This window comes from Devosia ginsengisoli (genome assembly GCF_007859655.1).
GTDB classification, from domain to species: domain Bacteria; phylum Pseudomonadota; class Alphaproteobacteria; order Rhizobiales; family Devosiaceae; genus Devosia; species Devosia ginsengisoli.
Genome location: NZ_CP042304.1, coordinates 792116 through 819096, shown reverse-complemented (window position 1 = coordinate 819096; position 26981 = coordinate 792116). Strand labels below are relative to the sequence as shown.

Below are 26981 nucleotides of genomic sequence, written 5' to 3'. Positions count from 1 at the left end.
GTGGTTCTTCCGCGTCCAGCGGAAGAACCGGGTGAGGGGTGCTGCGCCTTCCCATGCTTCAGTGCAGATGGATAGCGCAGGACCCCTCATCCGCCCTTCGGGCACCTTCTCCCTCAAGGGGAGAAGGGGAAGAAGGGCGGGCGCTCAGGAAGAAATCGACACTTACAGCGTCGCCAGTTCGCGGTTGCTCAGCGCGCCGCGATAGCCCTTCTTGATTTCAACCTTCTGTTCAAGCGCTTCGATGACGCTCATGGGGAAATCGACCTCGTACATCTGGCTGAGATTGTTGAGGCCGCCCGGCGTGAAGACGTTGATCTCCAGCAGTTTGTCGCCGACGATATCCAGCCCGACAAGGAACATGCCGTCCTGCACCAGCTTGGGCCGCACGGTTTCGGCGATATCAAGCATGGTCTTGTTGACCTCGATGGGTACGGCGCTGCCGCCGGCATGGATATTGGAGCGAATTTCGCCCTTGGCGGGGGCGCGGCGGAAGGCGGCGAACTTGCCCTCGCGCTGCAGGGGAACGCCATTCATCAGAAAGAAGCGCACGTCGCCTTCCGATGCCTCGGGCATGAAGCTCTGGGCGATCAGGTAACCCTCCTCGCTCACCGCCTCGAAAATCTGCTTGATGTTGGATTCCTTGGGCGAGGCGATCTTGAACACGTTCTTGCCGCCAGAGCCCTGCAGGGGCTTGAGGATGACGCCCTTTTTCTGCTGCTCGATGAAGCTGCGGATTTCATCGAGGCTTTTGGCGATCAGGGTCTCGGGGCGCACAGAGGCAGGAAAATCCTGGAAATAGAGCTTGTTCTGCGCGCGGGCGAGGCCATCGGGGTCGTTGAGCACGATGACGCCGCGCGCTGCGGCCAGGCGACCGAAGATCGCCCCGACCTGGGCGGCCCAGGGCCGGTCGGCCGAGTCCTCGGACGGGTCGTTGCGCAGGAGCAGGATGTCGATCTCGGAAACGTCGAGCGTTTCCACCTTGGTCTCCTTGCCCTGCAGGTCCTTGAACAGGGTTTCGGCCTTCTTGTAATTGCTCGCCGGCAGGGTCAATGCCCGCACCAGCAGGCTGTCATCCGGCCGCAGCACGAAATCGCCGGGGGTTAGGTAGCAGATATCGTGGCCCCGGCTGAGCGCAGCCAGCGCCAGGTGGGTGGTCGAGTAATTGACCGTTTCGCCTTTGATGGAATTGACAAAAAACGCAATGCGCATGGGGTGACGCTCCTAGTTGGCCGACATTTCTAGTGGGGTGATGCCGGCATAAGCCGCCTTGAGCCGCTTGTCGGCCTCGGGATGGGACAGAAACTGGGGCAGCAGGCGCGGCGCCTTGAGCAGGCCGCGCGTGCCCAATTCCTGCATGACGCCGAAATGGCTGGCCGCGATCTTGCCCATCCAGAAGGGATCGAGCGAACCGCCGGCCCGCAGATGGGCGAGCACTTCGAGCAAGCCGCGCAGATAGACCGCGTCCTTGGGCAGGCCGCCGCCGCGATAGACGCGCAAGGCCAGGTTGAAGGCCGCTGCATCGGAAAAGCCGAGGTCGCGCACCAGAAGGCGATAGCAATCGACGAAGGTGGCGCCATCGAGCATGTCGGCACAGGCGACGACCCGCGCCGCGATGAGCCGCAGCCGCGCAATGGTCATGCCGCCCACCAGATATTCGGCCAGCACGGCGAGGCCTTCCTGCACACCCTCATAGCCGGCCAGGCCCGAGCGGAAGAGGCGCAGGCCCTGGGCCGAGCCGTTGAAATAGGTCAACAGATGCACGCCGACTTCGTGGCTCAGCAGCGCTTCGACCCGTTGGCGGGCCATGGTGGTATTGCTCGATATCAGCAGTCGTCCGCCGGATACCATCAGGCCCGAAGGCAGATCGTCACGCAGTTCGACGCTGGCCGAAAAGCCGTCATAGTCACCGGCATAGGACTTGATCATCGCGCGGGCGCGGCGTTCCACGAAGGCGACGTCGGCATCATCGCCATCGCCCTTGCGCTTGCCGCGGCGGGGTTTGGTTTCGTCGAGGATTTTCCGGGCGGCCTTGAGCAGGCTCGGCTCGACCGGACCATAGAGCGCGCGGCCAAATTCGACGTAGCGCGGGGTCTCGCGGGCTGACAGCAGGGAGAGTTGCAGGTCGAGTTCCTGCTGTTTCTCACGATAGAGCGTGGTCAGCACCGGGTCTTCGAAATGGTCCAGCGCGACGGAAAACAGCGCCTTTTTCTGCCTGGATATATCGATGGTCAGTGGCCGGTAGAGAAAACGGGGCGCCCGCTCACTGCCATTCTCGGCGAATTCGGCGCGGGCTGCCAAGGCGTTGATCGGCGTGACGGCCAGCAGGAAATCGAAGGACTGGGCCACTTCGTCGATAGCGCGGTCGGCGCGGGTCACCGCATCGACAAAGGCCCGGCGCCCGAGCGCGCGATGGGACGAGAGGGCCAGGCTCCCGGTGGCATCGACAAAGGCGGCCACCGCGCGCAGGCCGGCATCGACGATATTGGCGACCAGCCGCTCGAGCAGCTCGGGATAGACCGCGTCCGGTTCCGGCACCCGGTAGATGGGCGCAAAACGCACCGTCAACGAGGCCAGGTCGGGCAATTGGCGGGCCAACTTCGCCGCCGGATCGTCGGCGATTTTCGGCCGGGCGATCTGGGGCGCCCGATATTTTGCCTCGGCCTGTTCGACGGCGGCCGAAAAGGCCAGCAATGCCTGCTTGATCGGGCCATTGCCCGAGGCCGACACGCTCATTTCGAAGGGCGGCAGATAGTCGGCGTCGCTGGCCAGCAGGTCGCGCGCCAGCTCGCCGATATCGAGCAGGATAAAGGCGCCGAACCGCGCCGTCATCGCCTCGGCGACCAGCTTGATGATCGCGGTGGCCGTGCCGAGATTGCGGACCAGCAGGTAGGACGAATTGGCAGTGACGACATCCAGCGCGGCCGGTTCGCGACGGCGTCCGACATGCACGACGAGGAATGGCAGGGGCCGGTCGATATGCAGCCGCTCGCCCCGACCGAAATCGCGGCGGATGGGCTCGCCAGCCTCCAACGCCTTGGCGAACTCGGCCAGCAGCTTGTCGTTGGCGGCACTCATGCAGACGCCTTGAGACTGTCGAGCAGCACGGGCAGCGACGCGGTGATCATGGCGCGCATGGCTTCCAGCGCCTCGATATCGGGCTCGCCCGTCCACTCGTCCATGAAGAATTTCTTGAACTCGATGGCGATGGCACAGCCGCTATCGGGGAAATTGGCATGGACGAAACGGGTCTGTTCGCCCCTGCCCTCGAATGCGATGTTTTCGCGCACATCCATCGGCTGGCCGCGGAAGGAGAAGCCGCGCAGGCTGTCCATGAAGGGATCGACGACATGGGCCCAGCGGGCGCGATCCATGGAGATCGTGCCGATATTGATCTGCGGCGCGTCGGCCTCCGGGGTCGGATCGGCGTCGGGACCGTTGCGGCGGTGGTTGTAGCTGTGGATGTCGAGCAGCACGAATTGGCCGTGCTCGGCTGCAATGGCTGACAGCATCTGGTGCAGCATGGCATAGTAGGCGGCGTGAACGTCCAGCGAGCGCCGAACCAGTGCGTCTTCAGGCCGCTGCGCCCAGATATCGAGGCCCCAGGCCTGGTCGGGGCGCAGATAGACGGCGCCTTCGGTATCGCGGTTGAGGTCGATCTCGAAGCGCGAGCGATGGAAGATGATGCGATTGGGCACGTCGCGGATGGCATAGGCGGTGAAGGGGTCTTCCTCGCGCAGGCGCCCGGCCGCATCGAGACCCATGATGGCGGCCACTTCGTCGCGCAGGGCATGGCCATTGTGAATGGCGGTGCCGATCAGCGGCGAGGCCGCGCGGTCGACGGACCAGAGGGCGTTTTTGTCGATCGCGGCAGTGAGGTCACTGGCGCTCGGCGAGATATGCGACGGGGCGTAAGTCATTGGACGCTTTGCCTTGGGGCCCGAGAATGGGCGACGTCACAGTAACGGGCCATCGGCGATGGCAGTTCCCGAACGGCGATGCGTCAGGCGTTGGCGGGCTGCGCTGTGCGGAAGTCTTCGCTGCGCGTGAGGCCGGCGTCGTAGAATTCGACGAGCCTGGTATCGATGGCCGCTGCCAGGTCGCGGCAGCGTTCCACCAAGGCACCCGCATCTGCGCCGTCGACCCAGGCCGCCAGCAGGGCGTCATGCGCGGTGGCCAGCGCCTGGAATGCGTCGGACTCCGCCAGAGCCGCATCGCCCACCAGCAGGTGGATCGGCTCGGGCTGGCTGATGCCCTTGAGCACGACGGAGCCGGCGGCCAGAAAGGCCAGTTCCGGTGCGGCGGCGCGGGTTTCCGCGGTGACGAGAATGTCGTAGCCGACGCGCCGACAGGCACCTTCCAGCCGGCTGGCCACATTCACGGTGTCGCCAATGCAGGAATAGTCGAAGCGGGCTTCGAAACCCATATTGCCCACCAGAGCCGGGCCGGTGGAAATGCCGATGCCGATGGCGACAGGCTCGGCCTGTTGCGCATTGAGGGCGCGCAGGGCCGCCCGCATGTCCAAAGCCGCCTCGCAGGCGTGGCGGGCGTGGCGCGGCACGTCGACCGGGGCGTTCCAGAAGGCCATGATGGCGTCGCCCATGAATTTGTCGATCGTGCCGTGATGGGCGACGATGGCCGCGCCGAGCCCGGCAAACAGGCGATTGAGCATGGCGACCAGTTCGGCCGGCGCAGTGCGCTCGCTGAGGGCGGTGAAATTGCGCACGTCGGAAAACATCACCGTCATTTCGCGCACATCGCCGCCCAGCTTGAGCAGGCCCGCATTGGCCTCGATCTGGATCAGCAGAGCCGGCTCGACATAATGGGCAAAGGCCCGGCGGATGCGGCGCTTGTCGGCGTCGGTCACGGCGAAGCGGAAAAAGGCCATGGCAGCATAGGTCACCAGGGCCGCAAACAGGGCGAAGCTGGGGTCGAGCAGGATGCCGAACTGGCTGAAGGCCAGCCAGCTTCCGGCCGTCGCCACGGCGGCAATCGCCAGTGAAAACAGCAATCCCACCAGTGGGCCGGTCAGCAGTAGGACCAGCACCACGGCCAGGCCCATCACGGCGATGATCAGCAATTCCAGCCCGCCGACCCAGTCGGCCCGCTGCAGGAAGGTGCCGGTCAGCATCTGCTCCAGCGCCTGCAGGTGGATGGAAACGCCGGGCACGGCCTCACCCAATGCGCTGGCGCGGATATCGAGCAGGCCGGCGGCCGAGGCCCCGACCAGCACGATATGGCCTGACAGCATGGGGGCCAGTTCGGCATAATCCGCGCCCAGCAGCCGCGCAGCCGGCACATAGGTCGTTTCAGGCAGGTCGCGATAGTAGAGCCACATATCGCCGCTGGGGCCGGTCGGCACTTCGAACTGGCCTATGCGTAGGCCATTGACCGTCCCTGCCCCGGCGGAATCGCCCAGCACGACCAAGGTGGAAGCGTTCTGCGCCACGCGCAGAGCCTCCACGGCCAGGGTCGGCAATGGCGCCGCGCCGTTGGACCAGAGCAGTGGCAGGCGTCGCGCCACGCCGGCCCCTTCGCGGTCGAGGCTCGCCACGCCGAGCCCGGTGGCAGCCTGGGTCAGTACCGGCAGCGGCGCAGCCACGCTGTCAAGCGCCGGCAGGCTGGGCAGCACATCCGCGCCGGTCATGGCAAAGCCGGCCTTGGGCGGTGGCGGTGCGCTGCCGGCCACTGCCCGGCTCATCACCAGGACCGATGGTCCCGTCGCCAGCGCTGCGGCGAATTGGGCATCGTAATCGGCGCCGTTGCCCCCGATGGCGGGCGACAGCCGGTCGGGTTCGGAAAACAGGATATCGAAGGCGATGGCGGCAGCGCCCAGTTCGGTCAGCCGGCTGGCAATCGTCGCCATATCGCGCCGCGACCATGGCCATTGCCCCACGGCGGCCAGCGAGGCCTCGTCGATATCGACGATGCGAACCGGCAGGTCCAGCGGTTCGGGGCGCGGCCTGATCTGCTGGAAGGTATCGAAGGTGGTTTCGCGCGCCACGCGCACGGCATAGGGATCGGCGGCGCGCAGCAGGATCAGCGCAATGACGACTGCGGCGCCAAACAACAGTGCCGCCAGCCGCCGCGTCAGCATGGCTCAGTTCATCGGCGCGGAGGAAAGGGCGCGGGCCATGGGCACGCTGGGCCGGCAGCGCAGGTCGCGGCGGAAATCGGACGGCGACATGCCGGCGATCTTGCGGAACGACTTGTTGAATGCACTGAGTGAACCAAAGCCGCTATCCATCGCGACCTGCAGCACATTCGCATCGTCCTGCATCAGCAGGGCCTGAGCATAGCTGAGCCGCATGAGGTTCACATAATCGTTCAGCGTCATGCCGGTCGATTTCTTGAACACGTTCATCGCGTATTTCGGATGGATGTCGGCCGCCAGGGCAATGTCGGTCGAGTCGATTTCCTCGCGGAAATTGTCGGCGATGAAATCGCAGATGCGGACCACGATGGGCGAGGAATGGTGGTCCAGCCCATCCACGGCCTTCACCACGGCTTCCGGGCCGGGCAGCAGGGCATAGGGCTCGAAACGGACGCGCTCGATGCGCAGCAGCAGTTCGTCCACCGCCATGCCTGCCTTCATCGGGTCGCCCGAACGGGCATAGTCGTTCCAGCGGGCGAAATTGTAGGGGTCGGCGGCATCGGTCGCCTGGGTGATCAGCGTCGCCCCCTGCATCAGCCGCGATTGCACATTCTGCGGCAGACGCAGCCGGAAGAAATGCACCAGCGGCAGGTGCCCGCCGGCATAGATCAGGTCGTCGGAAGCGTCGTCCAGGCAATGGGGCAAACCACCCCAGAACAGCGCCATGTCCCCGGCATTGAAGCGAACCTGGTGGCCGCTCATGCGGTAATGGGCCCAGCCGCGCACGATGTAGTTGACCTCGACCTGAGCATGCCAGTGTGCCGACCGCATCAGCAGTGGCGAGGTATGAAACATGTTCATTTCGGTCGGCAGGCGCTCTACGCCATTGGTCCCCGGTTCGTAATAAGCCCTTTCAGTCATCTTACTTTCCGCCAACTCCGCATGCCCATTGTGAGGGACGCCACGTGCCAGACAGATAGCTTAGGTAGCGCTCAGAGGAAGAGCAAACGAAAAGGGAGGACTAAGACTATGTCTCGCAATGTCATGCGGTGGACCCGCACGCTCGCTATCGCCCTCACCGGTATCAGCATGGCCAGCGTCGCCGCTGCCGCCGCCGAACTGACGGTCTGGTGCTGGGACCCCAATTTCAACATTCCCGCCATGGCCGATGCCGGCGCGCGCTACACCGCAGCGCACCCGGACACGACCTTCAACATCAACAATGTCAGCCAGGACGAGATCAACCAGAAGCTGCAGACCCAGTTGCTGGCCGGCGTTTCCGATGGCCTGCCCGATATCGTGCTGATCCAGGACGACAATATCCAGCGCTTCCTGCAGTCCTTCCCCGGCTCGTTCGTGCCGCTTTCCGATTCCATCGACATGTCGAAATTCGCCTCCTACAAGGTGGCGGCCGCGACCTATGAGGGGAAATCCTATTCCCTGCCCTTCGACTCCGGCGTGACCGGGCTGTTCTACCGCTCCGACTATCTGGAAGAAGCCGGTTACAAGCCGGAAGACGTCCAGGACATTACCTGGAACCGCCTGATCGAGATCGGCAAGGACGTGCTGGAAAAGACCGGCCACCAGCTCATCGACATGGACTACAATGATGACGGCCAGATCATCATGATGATGCAGTCCACCGGCCAGTGGTACCTCAAGGACGGGAACGAACCGAACATCATCGACAATCCGGCGCTCAAGGCTTCGCTGGAAACCTTCCAGGAAATGGCGCAGTCCGGCCTCATCAAGCCGGTTTCGGACTGGACGGGCTATACCGGCGCCTTCACTTCGGGCGAGGTGGCCATGGTGCCGCAGGGCGTCTGGATCACCGGCACCATCAAGTCCATGCCCGACCAGGCCGGCAAGTGGCGTGTGGCTCCCCTGCCGGCGCTCGATGGCGTCGATGGCGCGACCCACTATTCCAACAATGGCGGCTCGAGCTGGTATGTGCTGGCCTCCTCCCAGCATCAGGAAGAAGCCATCGACTTCCTCAAGACCGTCTGGGCCGAGGATGTCGATTTCTACCAGGGCATCCTGGTGAACCAGGGCGCCGTCGGCTCGCTGCTGGCCGCGCGTGAAGGCGACGCCTACAAGGCCAGCGACCCGTTCTTCAACGACGAGCCGGTGTGGCAGAACTTCTCGGACTGGCTGGCCCAGGTTCCGGCGGTCGATTACGGCACCTTCACGCCCGAAGCACGCCTGGCCGTGCGGGCGCAGCCCAACATCGCCAATGGTGGCGATATCGACCAGGCCCTGCAGGCCATCGACGCCCAGCTCCGCCAGCAGATGCAGTAGTTTCCAACACTGGGGCGGGCTCCGGCCCGCCCCGATCCGCTGGAACCATTGCATTTGATCGGAGGGGGCATGGCGCAGACCCGTTTGGACCGTAACGAGCAGATCAACGGCTGGGCATTCGTGATGCCGGCTTTGGTGCTGCTCGGCATCTTCATGATCTATCCCATCCTGTGGTCGCTCTGGATGAGCTTCCAGGTGGGGCGCGGCAACAATTTCTCCTTCGGGGGCCTGGCCAATATCCAGCGGCTGGCCAATGACGCCCTGCTGGTGCAGGCGCTGACCAACACCATCATCTTCTTCATCATCCAGGTACCGATCATGATCGTTCTGGCGCTGCTGTTCGCAGTGGCGCTCAACGACGCGACCCTGCGCTTCCGCGGCCTGTTCCGGACCATCCTGTTCCTGCCCTGCGTGACCTCGCTGATCGCCTACTCCAGCCTGTTCAAGTCGATGTTTTCCAATGACGGCATCATCAACCAGGCCCTCATGTCGCTGCATCTGGTCAGCGCGCCCATTCCGTGGCTCACCGATCCGTTCTGGGCCAAGGTGGTCATCATCTCCGCCATCACCTGGCGGTGGACCGGCTACAACATGATCTTCTACCTGGCGGCGCTGCAGAACGTCGACAAATCGATCTATGAAGCCGCCCGCATCGACGGCATTCCGGCCTGGGCGCGGTTCTGGAACATCACGGTGCCGATGCTGAAGCCGGTGATCCTGTTCACCACGATCCTGTCGACCATCGGCACGCTGCAGTTGTTCGACGAGATCAACAACATCACGCAGGGCGGGCCGGGCAACGGCACGATGACCCTGTCGATGTATATCTACAACCTCACCTTCCGCATGATGCCCAGCTTCGGCTATTCGGCCACGGTCTCCTGGGTCATCGTCGCCATTGTCGCCGTGCTCAGCATCATCCAGTTCATGATCGCGCGCGACCGCAGGAGGGGGGCATGAGCCTTTACATGCTGCGGCGGGCGGGGGTCTATCTGTTCCTGTCGCTGGCCGCCTTCCTGTCGGTTTTTCCCTTCTTCTGGATGGCGGTTGGCGCCACCAACAAGTCGACCGATATCATCACCGGCAAGATGACTCCGGGCAGCAATCTTGTGGTCAATTTCCAGACCCTGCTGTCGCAGGTCGATCTCTGGCGCGTCTTCGGGAACTCGTTCCTGATCGCCATCGTGTCGACCATCCTGACACTCGCCGTCTCATCGCTGGCCGGCTACGGCTTCGAGATTTTCCGCTCGCGGGTGCGCGAACGGATCTTCCAGCTCCTGCTGCTATTCCTGTCGATCCCGTTTGCCGCGCTGATGGTGCCCCTCTTCGTCATGATCTCGCGGGCGCAGCTGACCAACACCTTCACCGCGGTCATCCTGCCCACCATCGCGTCGATCTTCATCCTGTTCTACTTCCGCCAGGCGACGAAGGCCTTTCCGGGCGAGTTGCGCGATGCGGCGCGGGTCGACGGGCTCAAGGAATGGCAGATTTTCCTCTTCGTCTACCTGCCGACCATGCGCTCCACCTATGCGGCAGCCACGATCATCGTGTTCATGAACGCCTGGAACAACTATCTCTGGCCGCTCATCGTGCTGCAGACGCCGGAAAACAAGACCATCACGCTGGTGATCTCGGCGCTCACGGCTGCCTACACACCCGATTACGGCGTCATCCTGCTGACGACCGTACTCGCAACGCTTCCAACCCTCGTCATTTTCTTCGTCCTGCAGCGCCAGTTCGTTCAGGGCATGCTGGGGGCCGTCAAATGAGGGACATGAAATGAGCAGCCTCAGCCTCAAAGGCATTCGCAAGTTCTACGGCTCGCTGGAAGTCATCAAGGGGGTGGACCTCGACATCAAGTCCAAGGAATTCGTGGTCTTCGTCGGCCCCTCCGGCTGCGGGAAATCCACTTTGCTGCGGATGATCGCCGGCCTCGAGCACATCACATCAGGCGAACTCGATATCGGCGGCACGCGCATGAACGATGTCGAGCCCTCCAAGCGCGGCATTGCCATGGTGTTCCAGACCTATGCGCTCTACCCGCATATGACGGTGCGCGAGAATATGGGCTTTGCCCTGCGCTTTGCCGGCGTCGCCAAGGACCAGATCGCCCGGCAGGTGGGCGATGCGGCGCGCATCCTGGCGCTGGAGCCGCTGCTCGACCGCTTCCCCAAGGAGCTTTCGGGCGGCCAGCGGCAGCGCGTCGCCATCGGCCGGGCCATCGTCCGCAATCCGCAGGTCTTCCTGTTCGACGAGCCGCTCAGCAACCTCGATGCCGAATTGCGCGTACATATGCGCATCGAGATCGCCCGGCTGCACAAGGAATTGCAGACCACAATCATCTACGTGACGCATGACCAGGTCGAGGCGATGACGCTGGCCGACACGATCGTGGTGCTGCGCGACGGCATTATCGAGCAGGTCGGGCGCCCACTCGACCTCTATGACGACCCGGCCAACCAGTTCGTGGCCGGCTTTATCGGCTCGCCCAGGATGAACTTTTTGCCCGCGACCATCGTGGACAAGGCGACCGGCAAGATCACAGTGGAGCTAACCCATCATGACAAGGCCCGCCTCACCCTGCCCGTCACCAGCGGCGTGGTCGGCGATCCGGTGATCGTGGGCGTACGCGCCGAGCATTTCGGCATGGGTGGCGCGGGCGATATCGACATCACGCTCGATGTGGACGTGGCCGAGCATCTGGGCTCGACCAGCTATGTCTATGCCAGCGCCGGCGGCGAGGCACTGGTGGTCGAGCGCGAGGAATCGCGCCACGAAAACGGCAATGAACGCATCACCGTCTCGATCAGCGCCGACAAGGCCTACATCTTCGACGACAAGGGCCACCGGCTGCGCTGACGAACCCACCAGACCACAAGAAGACCTCATCCTGAGCTTGTCGAAGGACGAGGTCGCCATCACAGATCGTGCCACGACCTCGTCCTTCGACAAGCTCAGGATGAGGTCTACTGATAGGACATAAAATGACTTCCAAAATCCGCTGGGGCATTATCGGGCCGGGCAGCATCGCCAAGGCCTTCCGGGGCGGCGTCGCCGGCAGCCAGCATGGCGTGCTGGCCGCCATCGCCACGCGCGATCCCAATAGGCCGGGTCTGGCCGAGGACTTTCCCGGTGTGCGAGTGGTCCATGGCTATGAGGCCCTGCTGGCCGATCCGGAAATCGACGCCGTCTATATCGCCGTGCCCCATACCGGCCATGCCGAATGGGCCATCAAGGCGGCCGAGGCCGGCAAGCATGTGCTGGTGGAAAAGCCCTTCGCCCTCTCGGCCTTCGAGATCGACGCGGTATTCCATGCCCATCGCAAGGCCGGCACCTTTGCCGGCGAGGCCTTCATGTACCGGCTGCATCCGCAGGCCGCCCAATTGGCCGAGCTGATCCGCTCCGGCGCCATCGGCGAAGTGCGCATGATCCAGTCGAGCTTCGGCTTCTCCATGGGCAAGTTCCAGCCGCAGCATCGGCTGTTCGCCTCGGCGCTGGCCGGTGGCGGCATTCTCGATGTCGGCGGCTATCCGGTCTCAATGGCCCGCTTCGTCGCGGGGCAGGTCATGGGCAAGCCCTTTGCCGATCCGGTCAAGGTGCGCGGCACGGCCAAGCTCAATGACGAAGGCACCGACGACTGGGCCGCAGCCATCCTGACCTTCGAAAACGGCATTGTCGCCCAGGTGTCCTGCGCCGTCATGGCCAATCTCGACAATGTGCTGCGCATCCATGGCTCCGAAGGCCGGATCGAAGTGCCCGATTTCTGGTTCGCCAATGGCAACAGGGACCAGGGGCTGGGTCGCATCGACATCATCAAGGGCGGGAAGACCGAGACGGTCAGCGTCAACGAGACCCGTCACGTCTATTCCTTCGAGGTCGATGCCGCTGCCGAAGCCATCTTCGCCAAGCGGCAGGAGCTCGCCGCGCCGGGCATGAGCTGGGCCGACAGCCTGGGCAATGCCCGCGTGCTCGACGCCTGGCGCAAGGATGCCGGGATCGAATTCTCGGTCGAGAAATCGGCCAACCGCGTCAATACGCTGGCCAATCGCAAGCTCGGCCCCAATGAGGGCGCCATTCCCAAGCGGAGCATTCCGGGCCTGGGCAAGCAGGCCTCGGCCGTGGCGCTGGGTTTCGAAGATTTCCGCACCTTCGCCTCGGGCGCCATCCTGCTCGACGCCTTCTGGGAAAAGGGCGGCAATATCTTCGATACGGCCTTTGTCTATGGCGCCGGCTATACCGAAAAGCTGTTCGGCGAATGGCACCGCAATCGCGGCACGCGCGAGGGCGCGGTGCTGATCGGCAAGGGCGCGCATAGCCCGCTCTGCTACCCTGATGTCATCGCCAAGCAGCTCACCCAGTCGCTCGACCGGCTGCAGACCGACTATGTCGATGTCTATTTCATGCATCGCGACAATCTCGATGTGCCGGTCGGCGAGTTCGTCGATGCCATGGATGCGGAAGTGAAAAAGGGCCGCATACGCGGGCCGTTCGGTGGCTCCAACTGGACCATGGAGCGGTTCGACGAGGCGGTGGCCTATGCCGAACGCACGGGCAAGACCAAGCCGATGGCGCTCAGCAACAATTTCGCCCTGAGCGAAATGCTGGTACCGATCTGGGATGGCTGCGTCACCTCCTCCACCGATGCGTGGAAGCAGTGGCTGCGGGACAAGCAGGTCACCAATTTCTCCTGGTCGAGCCAGGGCCGCGGCTTCTTCACCGACCGCGCCGGCCGCGACAAGACCGACAATGAGGAACTGGTGCGCTGCTGGTACAATGACAAGAACTTCGCCCGCCGCGACCGCGCCATCGAGCTGGCACAGAAACTCGGCCACAGCCCGATCCATGTCGCCCTGGCTTTCGTGCTGACCCAGGACTTCCCGTCGATTCCCCTGATCGGCCCGCGCACGCTGGGCGAGCTGGATGACAGCCTGAAGGCCTTCGATATCAAGCTGACGCCGGAACAGGTGGCTTGGCTGGATAGGGGTTAGGATCGGACCCGACTAGGTAGATCGTGCCCAAACATACCCCCACCCTCATTCCCTCCCCACAAGGGGGAGGGAGGCGCATGACTGCATTCCGTATGTCCTCGATGCTTCAGCGTCCACCGGCCAGACTTCCCTCCCCCTTGTGGGGAGGGAATGAGGGTGGGGGTAACTCACGCGCACCGACTTATCCATCTTATCCTCCCTGCTCAAAATCAGGCGTATCCTCTCCCCATCACTCCGCGCGGCGGCCTGCAGGCGAACAGTGGCGGAGTGAGCCGGGTGGGGGTTTTGCCTCTCCCACAGGTTCGAGTCCGGGCAGAAGCGTGTGCGCGATCCCCCGTACAGTTCCAAAAACCGGCACTCCGAGACGGCAAGCGTCTCAGTTTTAAAATCACTCAGAGGCACCTGCCGTCTCGGGGGCCGCCTACACACGACAACCGCGATCACAGGCGGCGCTTTGGCATGAACAGATTTTCCTCATCGTTCGCTGATGGCGCACAGTTACACCTTTGTGTCTACTTGCCCCTCCCCGCCCCCTGCCCTATGTTCCCTCGTGTCGGGCGATAGTCCGGCATTGTTCTCAGGGCGGGGTGCGATTCCCCACCGGCGGTAAAGGCGGCAACGCCAAGCCCGCGAGCGCTTTCGGACCAGTGTCCGAGGGGTCAGCAGATCCGGTGTAATTCCGGAGCCGACGGTATAGTCCGGATGAAAGAGAACGGGACCAACGCTGCTTGTCGGCGTCCGCAGCCCATTTTGGGCCGGGCGCAGGCAATGGCGCCACTTCCCGTAACCCTGAGGAAACTGGTTACGGAAAGGACTTTTAATGAGCCAGGTTTCCTCTCTTCCCCGCAATGGCGCCGCAACCGGCGCCTTCTTCATGATCGTGGCAAGTCTCGCCTTTGCCGGGAGCAATCTGCTGCAGTCGGCGCTGCCGACCCCGGTGGAGTATGGCGGCTTCGGCATGAGCTCGACTGGCATGGCCTTCTGGCAATATGTCATTGCCTCGGTGCTGGCCCTGCCGCTGATCCTGCGTATCGGCCTCGGCAATCTGCGCACCAGCCACCCGATCACCCACGAAATCCGTGCCTTTGCCTCGGCGTTGGGCGTGCATGTCTTCGTCTATGGTTTCGCCACGGGCGTACCGATCTGGCAGATGGTGACCCTCTTGGCCACCGGCCCGCTCTTCATCATTCTCGGCTCGACGCTGTTTCTCGGCGAGCGGGCTTCGGCTGCCCGTATAGGGGCAGCTCTCGTGGGCTTTGCCGGTGCCATCATCGTCTCGGGCGTCGGCGCCGAAGGCCTGACCTCGTCGACGCTGGTGCCTGTCATCGCCGCCGCCCTCTGGGCCACGACTGATGTGCTGACCAAATATCTCAGCAAGCAGGGCGAGAGCCCCGAAACGCTGACCATTTCGCTGCTCGTGCTGGTGACGCCGAATCATCTGCTGATCCTGCTCGCCGTCTGGGCGCTCGGCATCGGTGCCCCCGGCCTGCTGCCGGCGGGCCTTGCCGACAACGTCTTCGCCCTGCCCGGCGGGACTGCCCTCCTACTGCTGGTCCTGCTCGGCGCCCTCACCGCTGCCGCGCAATACCTGCTGGCCGTGGCCTACAAGGCGGCCGATGCGACCTATCTGCAGCCCTTCGGCGATCTCAAGGTGCCGCTCAGTGGCCTCCTGGGCTGGTTCTTCCTGTCGCAGGTGCCGTCCGTCTGGTTCTGGCCGGGCGCGGCGCTGATCCTCGCCGCCTCCACCTTCATCTTCTGGGTGGAATCCAACCAGCGGCGCACGCTCAGCATGGCCTGACGCCTCGCTGTTCCCGGCATCTGTCCCGGGGGCAGCCGTTCCATATGCGGAATAAAATTTCCAATTTTTCTTGATCAGCGGCGCGGATTGAGGATTAGTGGCGCAAAGCCGGAGCGCGCCAATGTCCGAGATATCAGCCAAAATCACCCCGCCCCAGGATTTCGACACTTTGCGCGCCGCGATACTGGAGCGGCGGGGCGAATTGCCCAAGCGGCTGACCCAAGTGGCGGCCTATGCGCTGGACCATCCCGACGATATCGCCTTCGGCACGGCGGCCAGCATTGCCCTGTCGGCCGATGTGCAACCCTCCACGCTGGTGCGCTTTGCCCAGCAATTCGGCTTTGACGGCTTTTCCGGCCTGCAATTGCTGTTCCGCGCCCGCCTGCGCGAACGCACCTCGTCCTATGAGGAGCGCCTGCGCGCCTTGGAGCAGGATGGCGCGGCACTGGCGGAAAGCACCACGATTTTCAACGGCTTCATCGCTGCGGCGCACCGCTCGATCGATACGATAGCGACCGCTGTGGAGCCCGATGCCTTCGAGCGCGCGGTGACGCTGCTGGCCAATGCCGAGACCATCTACCTCATCGCCAAGCGGCGCTCCTACCCCATCAGCAGCTACATGGCCTACGCCTTCGGCAAGCTGAAAGTGCGCTGCCAACTGGTCGGCACCTCGGCCGGCATAGACGATGACCTGCTGGCCATGGCGACGCCTGACGATGCCGCTTTCGCCATCAGCTTTTCGCCCTATGCCTCGGAAAGCGCCGCCCAGGCACGGGCGCTGGCGGCGCGGGGCATTCCGGTGGTGTCGCTCACCGATTCCGCCTTTTCACCGCTGGCCGAATGCTCGCGGGAATGGTTCGAGGTGGTGGAGGCGGACCACGCCGGATTCCGCTCGCTTTCGGCCAGCATGGCCTTTGCCATGGCCCTTACCGTGAGCATTGCCGAGAAGCGCCGCCGCCGATAAGCCACAGCAGGCGCAAGTTCCACAATTGGAACGAACATTCCACATTGACGAATAGTCGGAACTTATGTTTCGTGTTTCGGTAGAGCGAAGCGGCCATGAGGAGACCGGAGTGACGAATGCGCATCAGCAGCAGGAGACGCTGCCGCTCGACGTCATCACTATCGGGCGCGCCTCTGTCGACCTCTATGGCCAGCAGATCGGCACGCGGCTCGAAGATGTCGGGAGCTTTGCCAAGTCTGTGGGCGGCTGCCCGACCAATATTGCCGTCGGCACCGCAAGGCTCGGCCTCAAATCGGGTCTGATCACCCGCGTCGGCAATGAGCAGATGGGCCGCTTCATCCGCGAACAGCTGGTCCGCGAGGGCGTCGAGACCAAGGGCATCGCCACCGACCCCGAACGCCTGACGGCGCTGGTGCTGCTGTCGGTGGAAGCCGAAGGCGTTTCGCCGATGATCTTCTACCGCACCGACTGCGCCGACATGGCGCTCGACGAGAGCGACATCGACGAAGATCTGATCCGCTCGGCGCGGGCCATTGTGGTCACCGGAACCCATTTCAGCCGCGCCAATAGCGAAGCCGCGCAGAAAAAGGCGATCAGCATCGCCAAAGCCAATGGCGCGCTGATCGCCTTCGACATCGACTACCGCCCCAATCTGTGGGGACTGGCGGGGCATGAAGCGGGCTTTTCGCGCTATGTCGCCTCGGATGTGGTGTCGCGGACATACCAGTCCGTGCTGCCCGATTGCGATCTCATCGTCGGCACCGAGGAAGAAGTGCTCATCGCTTCCGGCCAGGCCGACCTGCTCTCCGCGCTCAGGACGATCCGCGGCCTGTCCTCCGCCACGATTGTCCTGAAGCGCGGGCCCATGGGCTGTATCGTCTATGACGGCCCGATACCCGACGACTTGGAACAGGGCATTGTCGGCAAGGGCTTTCCCATCGAGGTCTATAACGTACTGGGTGCGGGCGACGCTTTCATGAGCGGCTGGCTGCGGGGTTGGCTGCGCGGCGAGAAACACGCCACCAGCGCGACTTGGGCCAATGCCTGCGGCGCCTTCGCCGTCAGCCGCCTGCTCTGCGCACCGGAATATCCGAGCTGGCCGGAACTCACCTACTTCCTCGAGCATGGCAGCACGGAGCGCGCTTTGCGCAAGGATGCCGCGCTCAACCACCTTCACTGGGCAACCAATCGCCGGCGGGAAATTCCTAGCCTCATGGCCTTGGCCATCGACCATCGCAGCCAGCTCGAAGAACTCGCCAATGGCGATGCACAATTGCTGGCGCGCATCCCGGCCTTCAAGGCGCTTGCCGTCAAGGCGGCCGCAAACGTCGCCAAGGGCCGACCCGGCTTCGGCATGCTGCTGGACGACAAATATGGGCGGGATGCACTGTTTGCCGCGGGGGCATTGCCGGATTTCTGGATCGGCAAGCCGATCGAACTGCCCGGCTCGCGGCCGCTGCAATTCGAATTCAGCCAAGACCTGGGCTCGCGGCTGGTGGATTGGCCGGTGGATCATTGCATCAAGGTGCTGTGCTTCTATCATCCGGACGATCTGGAGGAGTTGAAGCGCGAGCAGATCGACAAACTGCGCACGGCCTATGAAGCGGCCCGCAAGGTTGGTCGCGAATTGCTGATCGAGATCATCGCCAGCCGGCATGGCGCGCTGGATGACGACACGGTGGCGCGCGTGTTGGGCGAGATCTACGATGCCGGCGTCAGGCCGGATTGGTGGAAACTCGAACCGCAGGCCAGCCGTGCCGCCTGGGCTGCCATCGACACCATCATTGAGACGCGCGATCCGCTGTGCCGCGGCGTGGTGCTGCTGGGGCTGGAGGCACCGCAAGAGGCGCTGGAGGCTGGCTTTGCCGCCGCCCGCACTGCGCGCAGCGTCAAGGGCTTTGCCGTGGGCCGCACCATATTTGCCGAGTCGGCAAAGGCCTGGCTGGCGGGTAGGATCGGCGACGAGCAGGCCGTGGCCGAAATGGCGCGCAAGTTCGGCGCGCTGGTCGAGATATGGGAACGGCTGGGCAAGAGCGAGGCGGCCTAGCCCGCGCTCACAATCAACCTCATGGTGAGCCTGTCGAACCACGAGGTTGATCTGGCATGACATTGCCACGACCCCGTCCTTCGACAAGCTCAGGATGAGGTCTACTGACTGAATTGAGGAACAGGCCGATGAGCCAGAAGACGATCCGACTGACGATGGCCCAGGCCGTGGCGCGGTTCATGACCGCGCAGAAGACCGTGATCGACGGCGAGACCGTGCCGATCTTCGGCGGTGTCTTCGCTATTTTCGGGCATGGCAATGTGGCCGGCGTCGGCGAGGCGCTTTATGCCGTGAAGGATGAACTGCCGACCTATCGCGGGCAGAATGAGCAGGGCATGGCCCATGCCGCCATCGCCTATGCCAAGGCCAGCTTCCGCCGCCGCTTTATGGCCTGTACCAGTTCCATCGGACCGGGCGCGCTCAACATGGTGACGGCGGCCGCTCTGGCGCATGTGAACCGGCTGCCGGTGCTGCTGCTGCCGGGCGACGTCTTCGCCAACCGCCTGCCCGACCCGGTCTTGCAGCAGGTGGAGGATTTCGGCGACGGCACGGTTTCCGTCAATGACTGCTTCCGGCCGGTGAGCCGCTATTTCGACCGCATCACGCGGCCCGAGCAGATCATCCCCGCCTTGCGCCGCGCCATGGCCGTGCTGACCGATCCTGCCGAATGCGGGCCGGTGACGCTCAGCCTATGCCAGGATGTGCAGGCCGAGGCCTACGATTATCCCGAGAGCTTCTTTGCCGAAAAGGTCTGGACCGTCAGGCGGATCATGCCCGATGCCGACGAATTCGCCACGGCCGCGGCTGCGCTGCTCAAGGCGAGCAAGCCGATGATCATTGCCGGCGGCGGCGTGCTCTATTCCGAGGCAAGCGATACGCTGCGCAAGTTTGCCGAAATCCATGGCGTGCCGGTGCTGGAGACGCAGGCCGGCAAGTCCAGCCTGCCGCATGATCATCCGCTGAATATGGGTTCGGTCGGCGTAACCGGTACGTCGGCGTCCAACCAGTTGGCCGAAGAGGCCGACCTGGTGCTGGCGGTGGGCACGCGGTTGCAGGATTTCACCACTGGCTCGTGGGCTTTGTTCAAGAATGATGATCTGAAGATCATCGGGCTCAATGTGCAGGTTTTCGATGCCCATAAGCATCAGGCCCTGCCCCTCGTTGCGGATGCCCGGGCCGGGCTGGAAGCGCTGAACGCCGCGCTGACCGGCTGGCAGGCCGACGAGGCCTGGACCGACAAGGCGCAAGCGGGCAAGGATGAATGGCTGGTGGCCGCCGACCAGGCCACATCAAGCACCAATGCCGAACTGCCTTCCGACGCTCAGGTGATCGGCGCCGTGCAGCGGGCCCGGCAGAGCGCCACTCTGGTCTGCGCGGCGGGTGGTTTGCCGGGGGAATTGCACAAGCTTTGGAAGGCCGATGCGCCGGGCAGCTACCACCTCGAATACGGCTTCTCGACCATGGGCTACGAAATTGCCGGCGGGCTCGGCGTCAAGCTGGCCCGGCCCAAGGACGACGTGGTCGTGATGGTCGGCGATGGCAGCTATATGATGCTGAATTCAGAAATCGCCAGCTCGATCATGCTGGGGGCCAAGCTGACCATCGTGCTGCTGGACAATGCCGGCTATGGCTGCATCAACCGGCTGCAGATGGCGACCGGCGGCGCCAACTTCAACAATCTCTTGAAGGATACGCAGCATGTCACTCTGCCCGGAATCGATTTTGCCGCCCATGCGGCGTCGATGGGTGCGGTAGCGCGCAAGGTGGCGTCCGTCGCCGAGCTGGAAACGGCCCTGCAGGAAACAGAGAGCGTCGACCGCACCGTTGTTATCGTCATCGACACCGACCCGCTCATCACCACCGATGCCGGTGGGCATTGGTGGGACGTGGCGGTGCCAGAAGTCAGCGACCGGCCGCAGGTAAATGCAGCACGCGAGGCCTATGTGGTGGCGCTGAAAGCGCAGCGAGCCGGCTGAGAGGAACGAAGATGAAAGCTAAACTCGGCATGTCGCCCATCGCGTGGTGGAACGACGATCTGGTGGAATTGAGCGATGACGTGTCGCTGGAGGAATGCCTGCGCCAATCTCGCTCGGCGGGCTTTACCGGCATGGAGAAAGGTCGTCGTTTTCCTGACGATCCTGCCGTCATGCTGCCCATTCTTAGGGCGGCCGATGTGACGCTGTGCGGCGGCTGGTTTTCCGGCACGCTGGTCGATGAAGACATTTCGGCCAACCAGGACCGCATCGCGCCGATGATCGACCTGTTCAAGGCGGTCAACGCGCCCTGCATCGTCTATGGCGAAGTGGGCCGTTCCATTCAGGGCAAGCGCGAAATTCCGTTGGCGCAGAAGCCCAAACTCTCCGATGACGAGATGAAGGCCTATGCGCGGAAGGTGACGGCCTTTGGCGAGTGGTGCGCGGAACAGGGCATGCCCCTCGCCTATCATCATCATATGGCCGCCGTGGTGGAGACCGAGCCGGAGCTCGACGCCTTCATGCGCCATTCGGGCGAAGGCATTCCGCTGCTGCTCGATGCCGGGCACCTGGCCTTTGCCGGGGGCGATGTGCTGCGCGCCATCGACAATCACCACGCCCGCATCACCCATGTGCATGTGAAGGATATTCGCCGCGCCGTGGTCGACGGGCTGGACCGCAGCAAGCAGAGCTTCCTCGATGCGGTCGCACTTGGCGCCTTCACCGTGCCGGGTGATGGATCGCTGGATTTCGGGGCCATCGTGCAGAAATTCGCCGATTACGGCTATGAAGGCTGGTTCGTGGTCGAGGCCGAACAGGATCCGGTCAAGAACACGCCGCTCCGAATGGCGCAGGTGGGCCACAGGGAACTCATGCGCGTGATGACGGCGGCGGGCTACACGGTCGAGACCGAGGGCTTTCCCAAGGGGTGAGCTGTGCTAGAGCATGGTCAATGTGGATTTGTCCGAGGGGACCCGATGGCGCTCAAGCAAAGTGATCTGAACTGGTTCCGCCCGCTCTGGCGGCGCGTGGCCGTGGTGCTGTTCCTGGCGCTCTGGCTCGGCTGGGAGCTGCTGTGGAGCGGCGACATGTTCTGGGCGCTGCTGGTGGGCGCTGCCCTCGCCTATTCGCTGTATAATTTCTTCTATGCCTTTCCCAAGGAGGAGCCGACCAATGAGCAAATCCAACCTCCTGATACGCCCGAAGGGGACGACGGGCCTCGTCCATGAGGTGACACCGGCCTCAGCCGGCTGGACCTATGTCGGCTTCGCCCTGCACAAGCTGGCCGAGGGTGAAGTGACCGGCGGCGAATCCGGCACGCAGGAATTGTGCCTGGTGCTGGTGGGCGGCAAGGCGCGGATTTCCGTCAATGGCGTGGATCTGGGCGAGATCGGCGAGCGCATGAGTCCGTTCGAGGGCGCGCCATGGGCCGTCTATGTGCCGCAGGGCGCCACCTGGGCCGCCGACGCGACGACTGACCTGGAGCTGGCTGTCTGTGCCGCGCCGGGCGGCGGGGATTATCCCGCCCGGGTCATTCCGCCCGGCACGCATCCGCGCATCAGCCGTGGCACGGGCGCCAATGTGCGCCATGTCTACAATATCATGCCCGAGGATGACGGCGCGGCCCATTCGCTGCTGGTGGTGGAAGTGATCACCCCGCAGGGCAATACCTCGTCCTACCCGCCGCACAAGCATGACCAGGACAACCTGCCCCATGAAAGCCAGTTGGAAGAGACCTATTTCCACCGGCTCAACCCGCCCCAGGGCTTTGCCTTCCAGCGCGTCTATACCGACGACCGGAGCCTCGACGAGGCGATGGCGGTGGAAGATGGCGACGTAACGCTGGTGCCCAGGGGGTATCACCCGGTGGCGACCACGGCGGGGTATGATCTCTATTATCTCAACGTCATGGCAGGGCCGAAGCGGGTGTGGAAATTCCACAATGCGGCCGAGCATGAGTGGCTGTTGAAATAGCTAATCCAGCATGTTTTCCGGCACGCCGCCATCGGTGAGGAAGGCGAAGCGATAGCCATTTCCGGCGTCGTCCGTGGCCTCGCAGGTGAACTGGACCGGGCCTTCCGAGGGATTGCCATTCAGGGTGCATTGGCCGGTGGCTGCGCGGTCGACATTGTTGTTGCCGCTGCCATCCTGACCATCGATCACGAGGTCGATCTGCTGGGCCAGACCCGCCTCGTCCTCGGTGGCGGGGCCGCTGAAAACCAGGAAACGGCCGCTTGGGCTGTCTGTCCAGATGGCAAGTTCCATGCGGTGGTCGGTGTAGATCACCTGCATGATTTCGCCGGCACAGATGTCGATCAGGTCCTCGGAGCCGGCGGCAAGCGCCTGGCATTCGCCGCGCAGGGTGAGGACGGTATGCGGGTCGGTGCCCTGCGCGGCGGCAGGCGAGGCAAGCAACAGACCGGCAAGCAAGGGCAAAAATTTCATTGGTTCATCGCGTTTGGACCAATCGCAGCCTAGACAAAAAAGGGCGCCAAAGCGGCGCCCCTCGTATTCGTTTGCGATCAGCGGCCCTGGAAGACCGACCTGTCGGCCAGCGGGCCGGTGATTTCGCTCACCTTCACCGCCCGGCTTTCCTTGACCGATTTCAGCGCCGCCTCCGCCAGTGCCAGGGCGATCAGCCCGTCAATGCCGCTGGGGGAAGCCGGAGATTTCGATTCAACGGCGTCGATAAAGGCACTGATTTCGTTGGCATAGGCCTCGGTATAGCGGGTCATGAAGAAGTCATGCAGCGGCGGGCGGGTATAGCCCGACGCATTGGCCACTTCGATGGAAACCGGGCGCTGGTTTTCGGCGGAAACGGCGCCCTTGCTACCATGCACCTCGATGCGCTGGTCGTAGCCATAGGTGGCGCGGCGCGAATTGGAGATGGTGGCATGCTTGCCCGAGGCGGTGGAGAGCATCACCGAGACGCTGTCATAATCGCCGGCCGTGCCGATATCAGGATCGACCAGCACCGAGGCCTGGGCGGAGACGGTGTCGATCTCCTCGCCCAGCAGGAACCGGGCCATGTCGAAATCGTGGATGGTCATGTCGCGGAAAATGCCGCCGGAGCGCTTGATATAGTCGACCGGCGGGGCGCCGGGATCGCGCGAAACGATGGTGACCATCTCCACGGCGCCGATCTCGCCTTGGTCGATCGTGTGCTTGACCGCCTGGAAATGCGGGTCGAAGCGGCGATTGAAGCCGACCATTAGCGTGCCTCCGGCAGCATCGACCACCTTGAGGCAGGCCTTGACACGTTCGACATCGAGGTCGATGGGCTTTTCGCAGAAGATGGCCTTGCCGGCCTTGGAAAACTGCTCGATCAGGTCGGCATGGGTATCGGTGGGCGTGCAGATCACCACCGCATCGATATCGGATGACTTCAGGATCTCACCCACGCTCCGCACGGCGCAACCGTACTGGGAGGCCAGATCATTGGCGGCCTTTTCGAAGGCATCGGCCACCGCCACAAGCTGGGCCTTGGGATTGGACGAGATGGCCTTGGCATGCACCTTGCCGATGCGGCCAGCGCCGAGCAGGCCGAAGCGAGTGGTCATTTTGAAGTCTCCGGGAACGATGTGCCGATGCAACATATGCACCGCCATAGTGTCAATCTAGAACGTTCGTTCCATGACCGCCATTCGGGCGTAGCCCTCATGGCCTTGAGCGCTCAAATCGCTCCACTGGAGCGATTTGTCCCTGCGGGCCGCGCTCAAGTTTCCCTGGCGCGTTCCAGGATGCGCTTGCATTCCAGCAATTCGCGCAGCACGTCAGACAGCTTGTCGCGTGCCTCCCGGTCGAGACCGGGACTGGCCAGCATGACGGCTTCTTCGATTTCGGCCTCGTCGCTGGCGCTTTCGGCCTGTTCGATCATCGGCAGGATATCTTCGAGCGGCCGGCCCTCGCCCACGGCGATGACATAGCGGCTGCCCTGGTCCTTGAGGATGCGCTGCACGCCCTTGATGGTGAAACCCTGATCGTAGAGCAAATGGCGGATGCCGCGCAGCAGCATCACGTCCTCGGGGCGGTAATAGCGGCGCCCCCCGCCGCGCTTCAGCGGCTTGATGGTGGAGAAACGCGTCTCCCAGAAGCGCAGGACATGCTGGGGCAGGTCCAGCTCATCGGCGGCTTCGGATATCGTCCGGAAGGCGTCTGGCGACTTATCCACGGAGGCTTAGACTCGCTGGATGGCTTATTTTCCAGCACGAACCATAGATTTGTTGATCTTGGACTTCAACACGTTGGATGGTTTGAACACAAGAACCTGCCGTGGAAGGATCGGAACCTCCTCGCCGGTCTTGGGATTGCGGCCGATACGCTCGTTCTTGGACCGCACCTGGAAGGAGCCAAAGGATGACAGCTTGACGTTCGCCCCGGTGACCAGGGCATCGCCGATAAGCTCGAGCACCCTCTCCACCAGTTCCGCCGACTCGGTCCGCGATAGTCCGACAGTGCCATAGACTGCCTCAGCCAGATCGGCCCGCGTTATCGTCCTCTGCGTCATTCGTACCCCCGTGTTGCCGAAAGGTGCAAAACCCCCACGCCGGGACGAATGGGTCACGTCCCTGATCAAAATTGGCTTCGGCGCAACCCTGATGGGAGTTGAGCCATACCGCGGGAATCCTTCCCTTCGCTCAGCGCTATCGGTTCGTCACAAGACCCTCGTGCGATCGATTTCTGCGCTGGGTTCCTCCGCCCAAAAGACACTAACGCCTTGAAACGGCTAAGGTCAATCGGCTCGCGGTGGCCTCTACCAGCGAATGAGGGACGCGCCCCAGGTAAAGCCGCCGCCCATGGCCTCGAGCATGACGAGATCGCCCTGCTTGATGCGGCCATCGGCCACTGCGACGCTCAACGCCAGAGGAACGGAAGCTGCGGAGGTATTGGCATGCCGGTCCACCGTCATCACCACCTTTTCGGGCGGCAGGCCGAGTTTGGCCCCTGCCCCGTCGATGATGCGCTTGTTGGCCTGATGCGGCACGAACCAGTCGAGATCAGCCACGGTGTAGCCGGTCTTTTCGAGCGTCGCATAGACGACGTCGGTGATCTTGCCGACCGCATGACGGAACACTTCCGGCCCCTGCATATGCACATGGCCGGTCGTGCCGGTGGTGGAAGGCCCGCCATCGACATAGAGTTTGTCCCAATGGTGCCCGTCTGAGCGAAGCGCCGAGGCCAGCACGCCGCGCTCGGGGGCGTCATCGTCGAGTTCGAGCTTTTCCACCACGGCCGCGCCGGCGCCGTCGCCAAACAGCACGCAGGTGGTGCGATCGGTCCAGTCGAGCAGGCGCGAAAAGGTTTCGGCGCCGATAACCAGGGCGCGGTTGGCCATGCCATTCTTGATGTAGCTGTCGGCCGTGGCCATGGCATAGACGAAGCCCGAGCACACCGCCTGTATGTCGAAGGCCATGCCGTGATGCATGCCCAGCTTCATCTGCACCAGGGTCGCGGCAGCCGGGAACGTATAATCCGGCGTGGTGGTGGCGACGATGATGAGATCGATCTCATCAGGGGTAACGCCAGCATTGGCCATGGCCTGCCTGGCCGCTTCCACCGCCAGATCGGAGGTGAACTGGCCTTCGGCAGCGATATGGCGCTGCTTGATGCCGACACGCTGCTGAATCCACTCGTCGGAGGTTTCGACCATGGTGGAGAGTTCGGCGTTGGTGAGCACCTTTTCGGGAAGGTAGCTGCCGACACCGCGGATGATGGTACGCGTCTTGGTCACGCCGAATTCGCCTCGGGTTCTGCTTCAGGGGCTTCAGAGGCCACCTTGATGGGAAAGCGTTGCATGGTGTCGCCGATCTTGTCGATCAGGCGACTGCGCGCCATTTCATAGGAGAGACTCAATGCACTTTTGTAACCGATTTCGTCGGTTCCACCGTGCGATTTGATGACGATGCCGTTGAGGCCCATGAACACGCCGCCATTGACGGTACGCGGGTCCATCTTGCGACGCAGGGCGTTGAGGGCCGAGGTGGCGAACAGCGCGCCGATGCGGCTCATCAGGTTGGATTTGAGCGCGCTGCGCAGGTAGGAGCCGACCTGGCGGGCCGTGCCTTCGGCGGTTTTGAGCGCGATATTGCCGACAAAGCCTTCGGTGACCACGACATCCACCGTGCCCTTGCCGATATCGTCGCCTTCCACAAAGCCGTGATAGGTGAAGCCGGAGCCGCTGGCCTCGGTAAGCACGCGGCCGGCTTCCTTGATATAGTCGAGGCCCTTGACCTCCTCGGTGCCGACATTGAGCAGGCCGACCGTCGGCGCGTCATCGTCGAACAGGCAGCGCGCCAGGGCGGAGCCGAGAATCGCATAGTCGACCAATTGCTTGGCATCGGCCCCGATCGTGGCACCCATATCGAGCACGATGATGTCGCTGCGCAGGGTCGGCCAGATGGCGGCGATGCCGGGGCGCGAAATGCCCTTCATCGGCCGCAGGCAAAAGGTGGCCATGGCCATCAGCGCGCCGGTATTGCCGCCGGAAATGGCCACATCGGCTTCGCCGTCCTTCACCGCCTGGATCGCCATCCACATCGAAGAGGTGCCCTTGCCCTTGCGCAGGGCCTGGCTGGGCTTTTCGTCCATGGCGATGACGGTCTCGCAGTGCCGCACGGTGGAGGCGGGCCGCAATTCGGGGAATTCATCGAGCAAAGGCGCGATCTGTTCCTGCCGGCCATGAAAGATGAAGCGGGTATTCTTGCGCTCGCGAAGGGCCAGGGAGGCTCCGTGGATGACTGCGCGGGGGGCATTGTCGCCGCCCATGGCATCCACTGATATTGTTATAGTATCGGTCATTTCAGCCCGTTCTGCGCCTCACGA

The 26981-nt window shown here is 63.4% G+C and carries 23 protein-coding genes and 1 riboswitch; of the genes, 12 read left to right on the top strand and 11 right to left on the bottom strand.

Annotation, left to right across the window (positions count from 1 at the left end):
* Positions 1-162: 162 nt before the first annotated feature.
* From FPZ08_RS03985 to FPZ08_RS03965, 5 genes are all read right to left on the bottom strand, one after another.
* A complete protein-coding gene (locus FPZ08_RS03985; RefSeq protein ID WP_146288787.1) occupies positions 163-1209 on the bottom strand; it encodes a glutathione synthetase in 1047 nt (348 codons plus the stop codon).
* 12 nt (positions 1210-1221) lie between these two features.
* Positions 1222-3075, bottom strand: a complete 1854-nt coding sequence (locus FPZ08_RS03980; RefSeq protein WP_146288786.1) for a flavohemoglobin expression-modulating QEGLA motif protein — start codon at positions 3073-3075, stop codon at positions 1222-1224.
* Positions 3072-3917, bottom strand: a complete 846-nt coding sequence (locus FPZ08_RS03975; RefSeq protein ID WP_146288785.1) for an N-formylglutamate amidohydrolase — start codon at positions 3915-3917, stop codon at positions 3072-3074. Before FPZ08_RS03975 ends, FPZ08_RS03980 begins: the two co-directional genes overlap by 4 nt.
* An 83-nt stretch (positions 3918-4000) precedes the next feature.
* Positions 4001-6094, bottom strand: a complete 2094-nt coding sequence (locus FPZ08_RS03970) for a CHASE2 domain-containing protein (protein ID WP_146288784.1) — start codon at positions 6092-6094, stop codon at positions 4001-4003.
* Between the two features lie 3 nt (positions 6095-6097).
* Positions 6098-7012 carry a helix-turn-helix domain-containing protein gene (locus tag FPZ08_RS03965; protein WP_146288783.1) on the bottom strand — a complete coding sequence of 305 codons (915 nt, stop codon included), beginning with the start codon at positions 7010-7012 and terminating at the stop codon, positions 6098-6100.
* A 108-nt stretch (positions 7013-7120) separates the two neighbouring features.
* Between FPZ08_RS03965 and FPZ08_RS03960 the strand changes: the two genes are divergently transcribed.
* The 12 genes from FPZ08_RS03960 (at position 7121) to iolB (ending at position 22133) form a co-directional block, all read left to right on the top strand.
* A complete protein-coding gene (locus FPZ08_RS03960) occupies positions 7121-8389 on the top strand; it encodes an ABC transporter substrate-binding protein (RefSeq protein ID WP_146288782.1) in 1269 nt (422 codons plus the stop codon).
* Positions 8390-8458: 69 nt separating this feature from the next.
* On the top strand, positions 8459-9349 hold the full coding sequence (locus FPZ08_RS03955; protein ID WP_146288781.1) for a carbohydrate ABC transporter permease: 891 nt from the start codon (positions 8459-8461) through the stop codon (positions 9347-9349).
* Positions 9346-10158: a carbohydrate ABC transporter permease gene (locus FPZ08_RS03950; protein ID WP_146288780.1), complete on the top strand. Its 813-nt coding sequence runs from the start codon at positions 9346-9348 to the stop codon at positions 10156-10158. The genes FPZ08_RS03955 and FPZ08_RS03950 overlap by 4 nt, the downstream gene beginning before the upstream one ends.
* A gap of 10 nt (positions 10159-10168) precedes the next feature.
* Positions 10169-11248, top strand: coding sequence for an ABC transporter ATP-binding protein (locus FPZ08_RS03945; RefSeq protein ID WP_146288779.1), 1080 nt, complete (start codon positions 10169-10171; stop codon positions 11246-11248).
* A 125-nt stretch (positions 11249-11373) separates the two neighbouring features.
* On the top strand, positions 11374-13377 hold the full coding sequence (locus FPZ08_RS03940; protein ID WP_146288778.1) for an aldo/keto reductase: 2004 nt from the start codon (positions 11374-11376) through the stop codon (positions 13375-13377).
* A gap of 569 nt (positions 13378-13946) precedes the next feature.
* Positions 13947-14095, top strand: a riboswitch (FMN riboswitch).
* Positions 14096-14197: 102 nt separating this feature from the next.
* Entirely contained in the window at positions 14198-15175 is a 978-nt protein-coding gene (locus tag FPZ08_RS03935; protein ID WP_146288777.1) for a DMT family transporter, read from the top strand.
* Positions 15176-15296: 121 nt separating this feature from the next.
* Entirely contained in the window at positions 15297-16139 is an 843-nt protein-coding gene (locus tag FPZ08_RS03930; RefSeq protein WP_146288776.1) for a MurR/RpiR family transcriptional regulator, read from the top strand.
* 109 nt (positions 16140-16248) lie between these two features.
* Positions 16249-18186, top strand: a complete 1938-nt coding sequence (locus FPZ08_RS03925) for a bifunctional 5-dehydro-2-deoxygluconokinase/5-dehydro-2-deoxyphosphogluconate aldolase (protein WP_246132799.1) — start codon at positions 16249-16251, stop codon at positions 18184-18186.
* A 128-nt stretch (positions 18187-18314) separates the two neighbouring features.
* A complete protein-coding gene (iolD, locus tag FPZ08_RS03920; RefSeq protein WP_146288774.1) occupies positions 18315-20162 on the top strand; it encodes a 3D-(3,5/4)-trihydroxycyclohexane-1,2-dione acylhydrolase (decyclizing) in 1848 nt (615 codons plus the stop codon).
* 11 nt (positions 20163-20173) lie between these two features.
* Positions 20174-21091: a myo-inosose-2 dehydratase gene (gene iolE / locus FPZ08_RS03915; protein WP_146288773.1), complete on the top strand. Its 918-nt coding sequence runs from the start codon at positions 20174-20176 to the stop codon at positions 21089-21091.
* 45 nt (positions 21092-21136) lie between these two features.
* Positions 21137-21388 (top strand): hypothetical protein, encoded by a 252-nt coding sequence (locus tag FPZ08_RS03910; protein ID WP_146288772.1) that lies wholly within the window; start codon positions 21137-21139, stop codon positions 21386-21388.
* The gene (gene iolB, locus FPZ08_RS03905; RefSeq protein WP_146288771.1) at positions 21333-22133 is read left to right on the top strand and encodes a 5-deoxy-glucuronate isomerase; all 801 of its coding nucleotides are present in this window, start codon (positions 21333-21335) and stop codon (positions 22131-22133) included. The genes FPZ08_RS03910 and iolB overlap by 56 nt, the downstream gene beginning before the upstream one ends.
* Here iolB and FPZ08_RS03900 read toward each other — a convergent pair whose 3' ends face one another.
* The 6 genes from FPZ08_RS03900 to plsX all read right to left on the bottom strand — a co-directional run bounded on the left by FPZ08_RS03900 (position 22134) and on the right by plsX (position 26957).
* Positions 22134-22604, bottom strand: a complete 471-nt coding sequence (locus FPZ08_RS03900) for a hypothetical protein (protein ID WP_146288770.1) — start codon at positions 22602-22604, stop codon at positions 22134-22136. It lies immediately after the preceding gene.
* A gap of 77 nt (positions 22605-22681) precedes the next feature.
* Positions 22682-23719: an inositol 2-dehydrogenase gene (gene iolG / locus FPZ08_RS03895; RefSeq protein WP_146288769.1), complete on the bottom strand. Its 1038-nt coding sequence runs from the start codon at positions 23717-23719 to the stop codon at positions 22682-22684.
* A 155-nt stretch (positions 23720-23874) separates the two neighbouring features.
* Positions 23875-24330, bottom strand: coding sequence for a MerR family transcriptional regulator (locus tag FPZ08_RS03890; protein WP_146288768.1), 456 nt, complete (start codon positions 24328-24330; stop codon positions 23875-23877).
* Positions 24331-24354: 24 nt separating this feature from the next.
* Positions 24355-24666: an integration host factor subunit alpha gene (locus tag FPZ08_RS03885; RefSeq protein ID WP_146288767.1), complete on the bottom strand. Its 312-nt coding sequence runs from the start codon at positions 24664-24666 to the stop codon at positions 24355-24357.
* A 246-nt stretch (positions 24667-24912) separates the two neighbouring features.
* Complete coding sequence (locus FPZ08_RS03880) at positions 24913-25890, bottom strand: beta-ketoacyl-ACP synthase III (RefSeq protein WP_146288766.1); 978 nt, start codon at positions 25888-25890, stop codon at positions 24913-24915.
* Positions 25887-26957 (bottom strand): phosphate acyltransferase PlsX, encoded by a 1071-nt coding sequence (gene plsX / locus FPZ08_RS03875; protein ID WP_146288765.1) that lies wholly within the window; start codon positions 26955-26957, stop codon positions 25887-25889. The genes FPZ08_RS03880 and plsX overlap by 4 nt, the downstream gene beginning before the upstream one ends.
* Between the last annotated feature and the right edge of the window lie 24 nt (positions 26958-26981).

Excerpts from the sequence above, each read along its gene's own strand:
- FPZ08_RS03985 (WP_146288787.1), bottom strand. The coding sequence starts at position 1,209 with ATGCGCATTGCGTTTTTTGTCAATTCCATCAAAGGCGAAACGGTCAAT.
- FPZ08_RS03980 (WP_146288786.1), bottom strand. The coding sequence starts at position 3,075 with ATGAGTGCCGCCAACGACAAGCTGCTGGCCGAGTTCGCCAAGGCGTTG.
- FPZ08_RS03975 (WP_146288785.1), bottom strand. The coding sequence starts at position 3,917 with ATGACTTACGCCCCGTCGCATATCTCGCCGAGCGCCAGTGACCTCACT.
- FPZ08_RS03970 (WP_146288784.1), bottom strand. The coding sequence starts at position 6,094 with ATGCTGACGCGGCGGCTGGCGGCACTGTTGTTTGGCGCCGCAGTCGTC.
- FPZ08_RS03965 (WP_146288783.1), bottom strand. The coding sequence starts at position 7,012 with ATGACTGAAAGGGCTTATTACGAACCGGGGACCAATGGCGTAGAGCGC.
- FPZ08_RS03960 (WP_146288782.1), top strand. The coding sequence starts at position 7,121 with ATGTCTCGCAATGTCATGCGGTGGACCCGCACGCTCGCTATCGCCCTC.
- FPZ08_RS03955 (WP_146288781.1), top strand. The coding sequence starts at position 8,459 with ATGGCGCAGACCCGTTTGGACCGTAACGAGCAGATCAACGGCTGGGCA.
- FPZ08_RS03950 (WP_146288780.1), top strand. The coding sequence starts at position 9,346 with ATGAGCCTTTACATGCTGCGGCGGGCGGGGGTCTATCTGTTCCTGTCG.
- FPZ08_RS03945 (WP_146288779.1), top strand. The coding sequence starts at position 10,169 with ATGAGCAGCCTCAGCCTCAAAGGCATTCGCAAGTTCTACGGCTCGCTG.
- FPZ08_RS03940 (WP_146288778.1), top strand. The coding sequence starts at position 11,374 with ATGACTTCCAAAATCCGCTGGGGCATTATCGGGCCGGGCAGCATCGCC.
- FPZ08_RS03935 (WP_146288777.1), top strand. The coding sequence starts at position 14,198 with ATGAGCCAGGTTTCCTCTCTTCCCCGCAATGGCGCCGCAACCGGCGCC.
- FPZ08_RS03930 (WP_146288776.1), top strand. The coding sequence starts at position 15,297 with ATGTCCGAGATATCAGCCAAAATCACCCCGCCCCAGGATTTCGACACT.
- iolD (WP_146288774.1), top strand. The coding sequence starts at position 18,315 with ATGAGCCAGAAGACGATCCGACTGACGATGGCCCAGGCCGTGGCGCGG.
- iolE (WP_146288773.1), top strand. The coding sequence starts at position 20,174 with ATGAAAGCTAAACTCGGCATGTCGCCCATCGCGTGGTGGAACGACGAT.
- FPZ08_RS03910 (WP_146288772.1), top strand. The coding sequence starts at position 21,137 with ATGGCGCTCAAGCAAAGTGATCTGAACTGGTTCCGCCCGCTCTGGCGG.
- iolB (WP_146288771.1), top strand. The coding sequence starts at position 21,333 with ATGAGCAAATCCAACCTCCTGATACGCCCGAAGGGGACGACGGGCCTC.
- FPZ08_RS03900 (WP_146288770.1), bottom strand. The coding sequence starts at position 22,604 with ATGAAATTTTTGCCCTTGCTTGCCGGTCTGTTGCTTGCCTCGCCTGCC.
- iolG (WP_146288769.1), bottom strand. The coding sequence starts at position 23,719 with ATGACCACTCGCTTCGGCCTGCTCGGCGCTGGCCGCATCGGCAAGGTG.
- FPZ08_RS03885 (WP_146288767.1), bottom strand. The coding sequence starts at position 24,666 with ATGACGCAGAGGACGATAACGCGGGCCGATCTGGCTGAGGCAGTCTAT.
- plsX (WP_146288765.1), bottom strand. The coding sequence starts at position 26,957 with ATGACCGATACTATAACAATATCAGTGGATGCCATGGGCGGCGACAAT.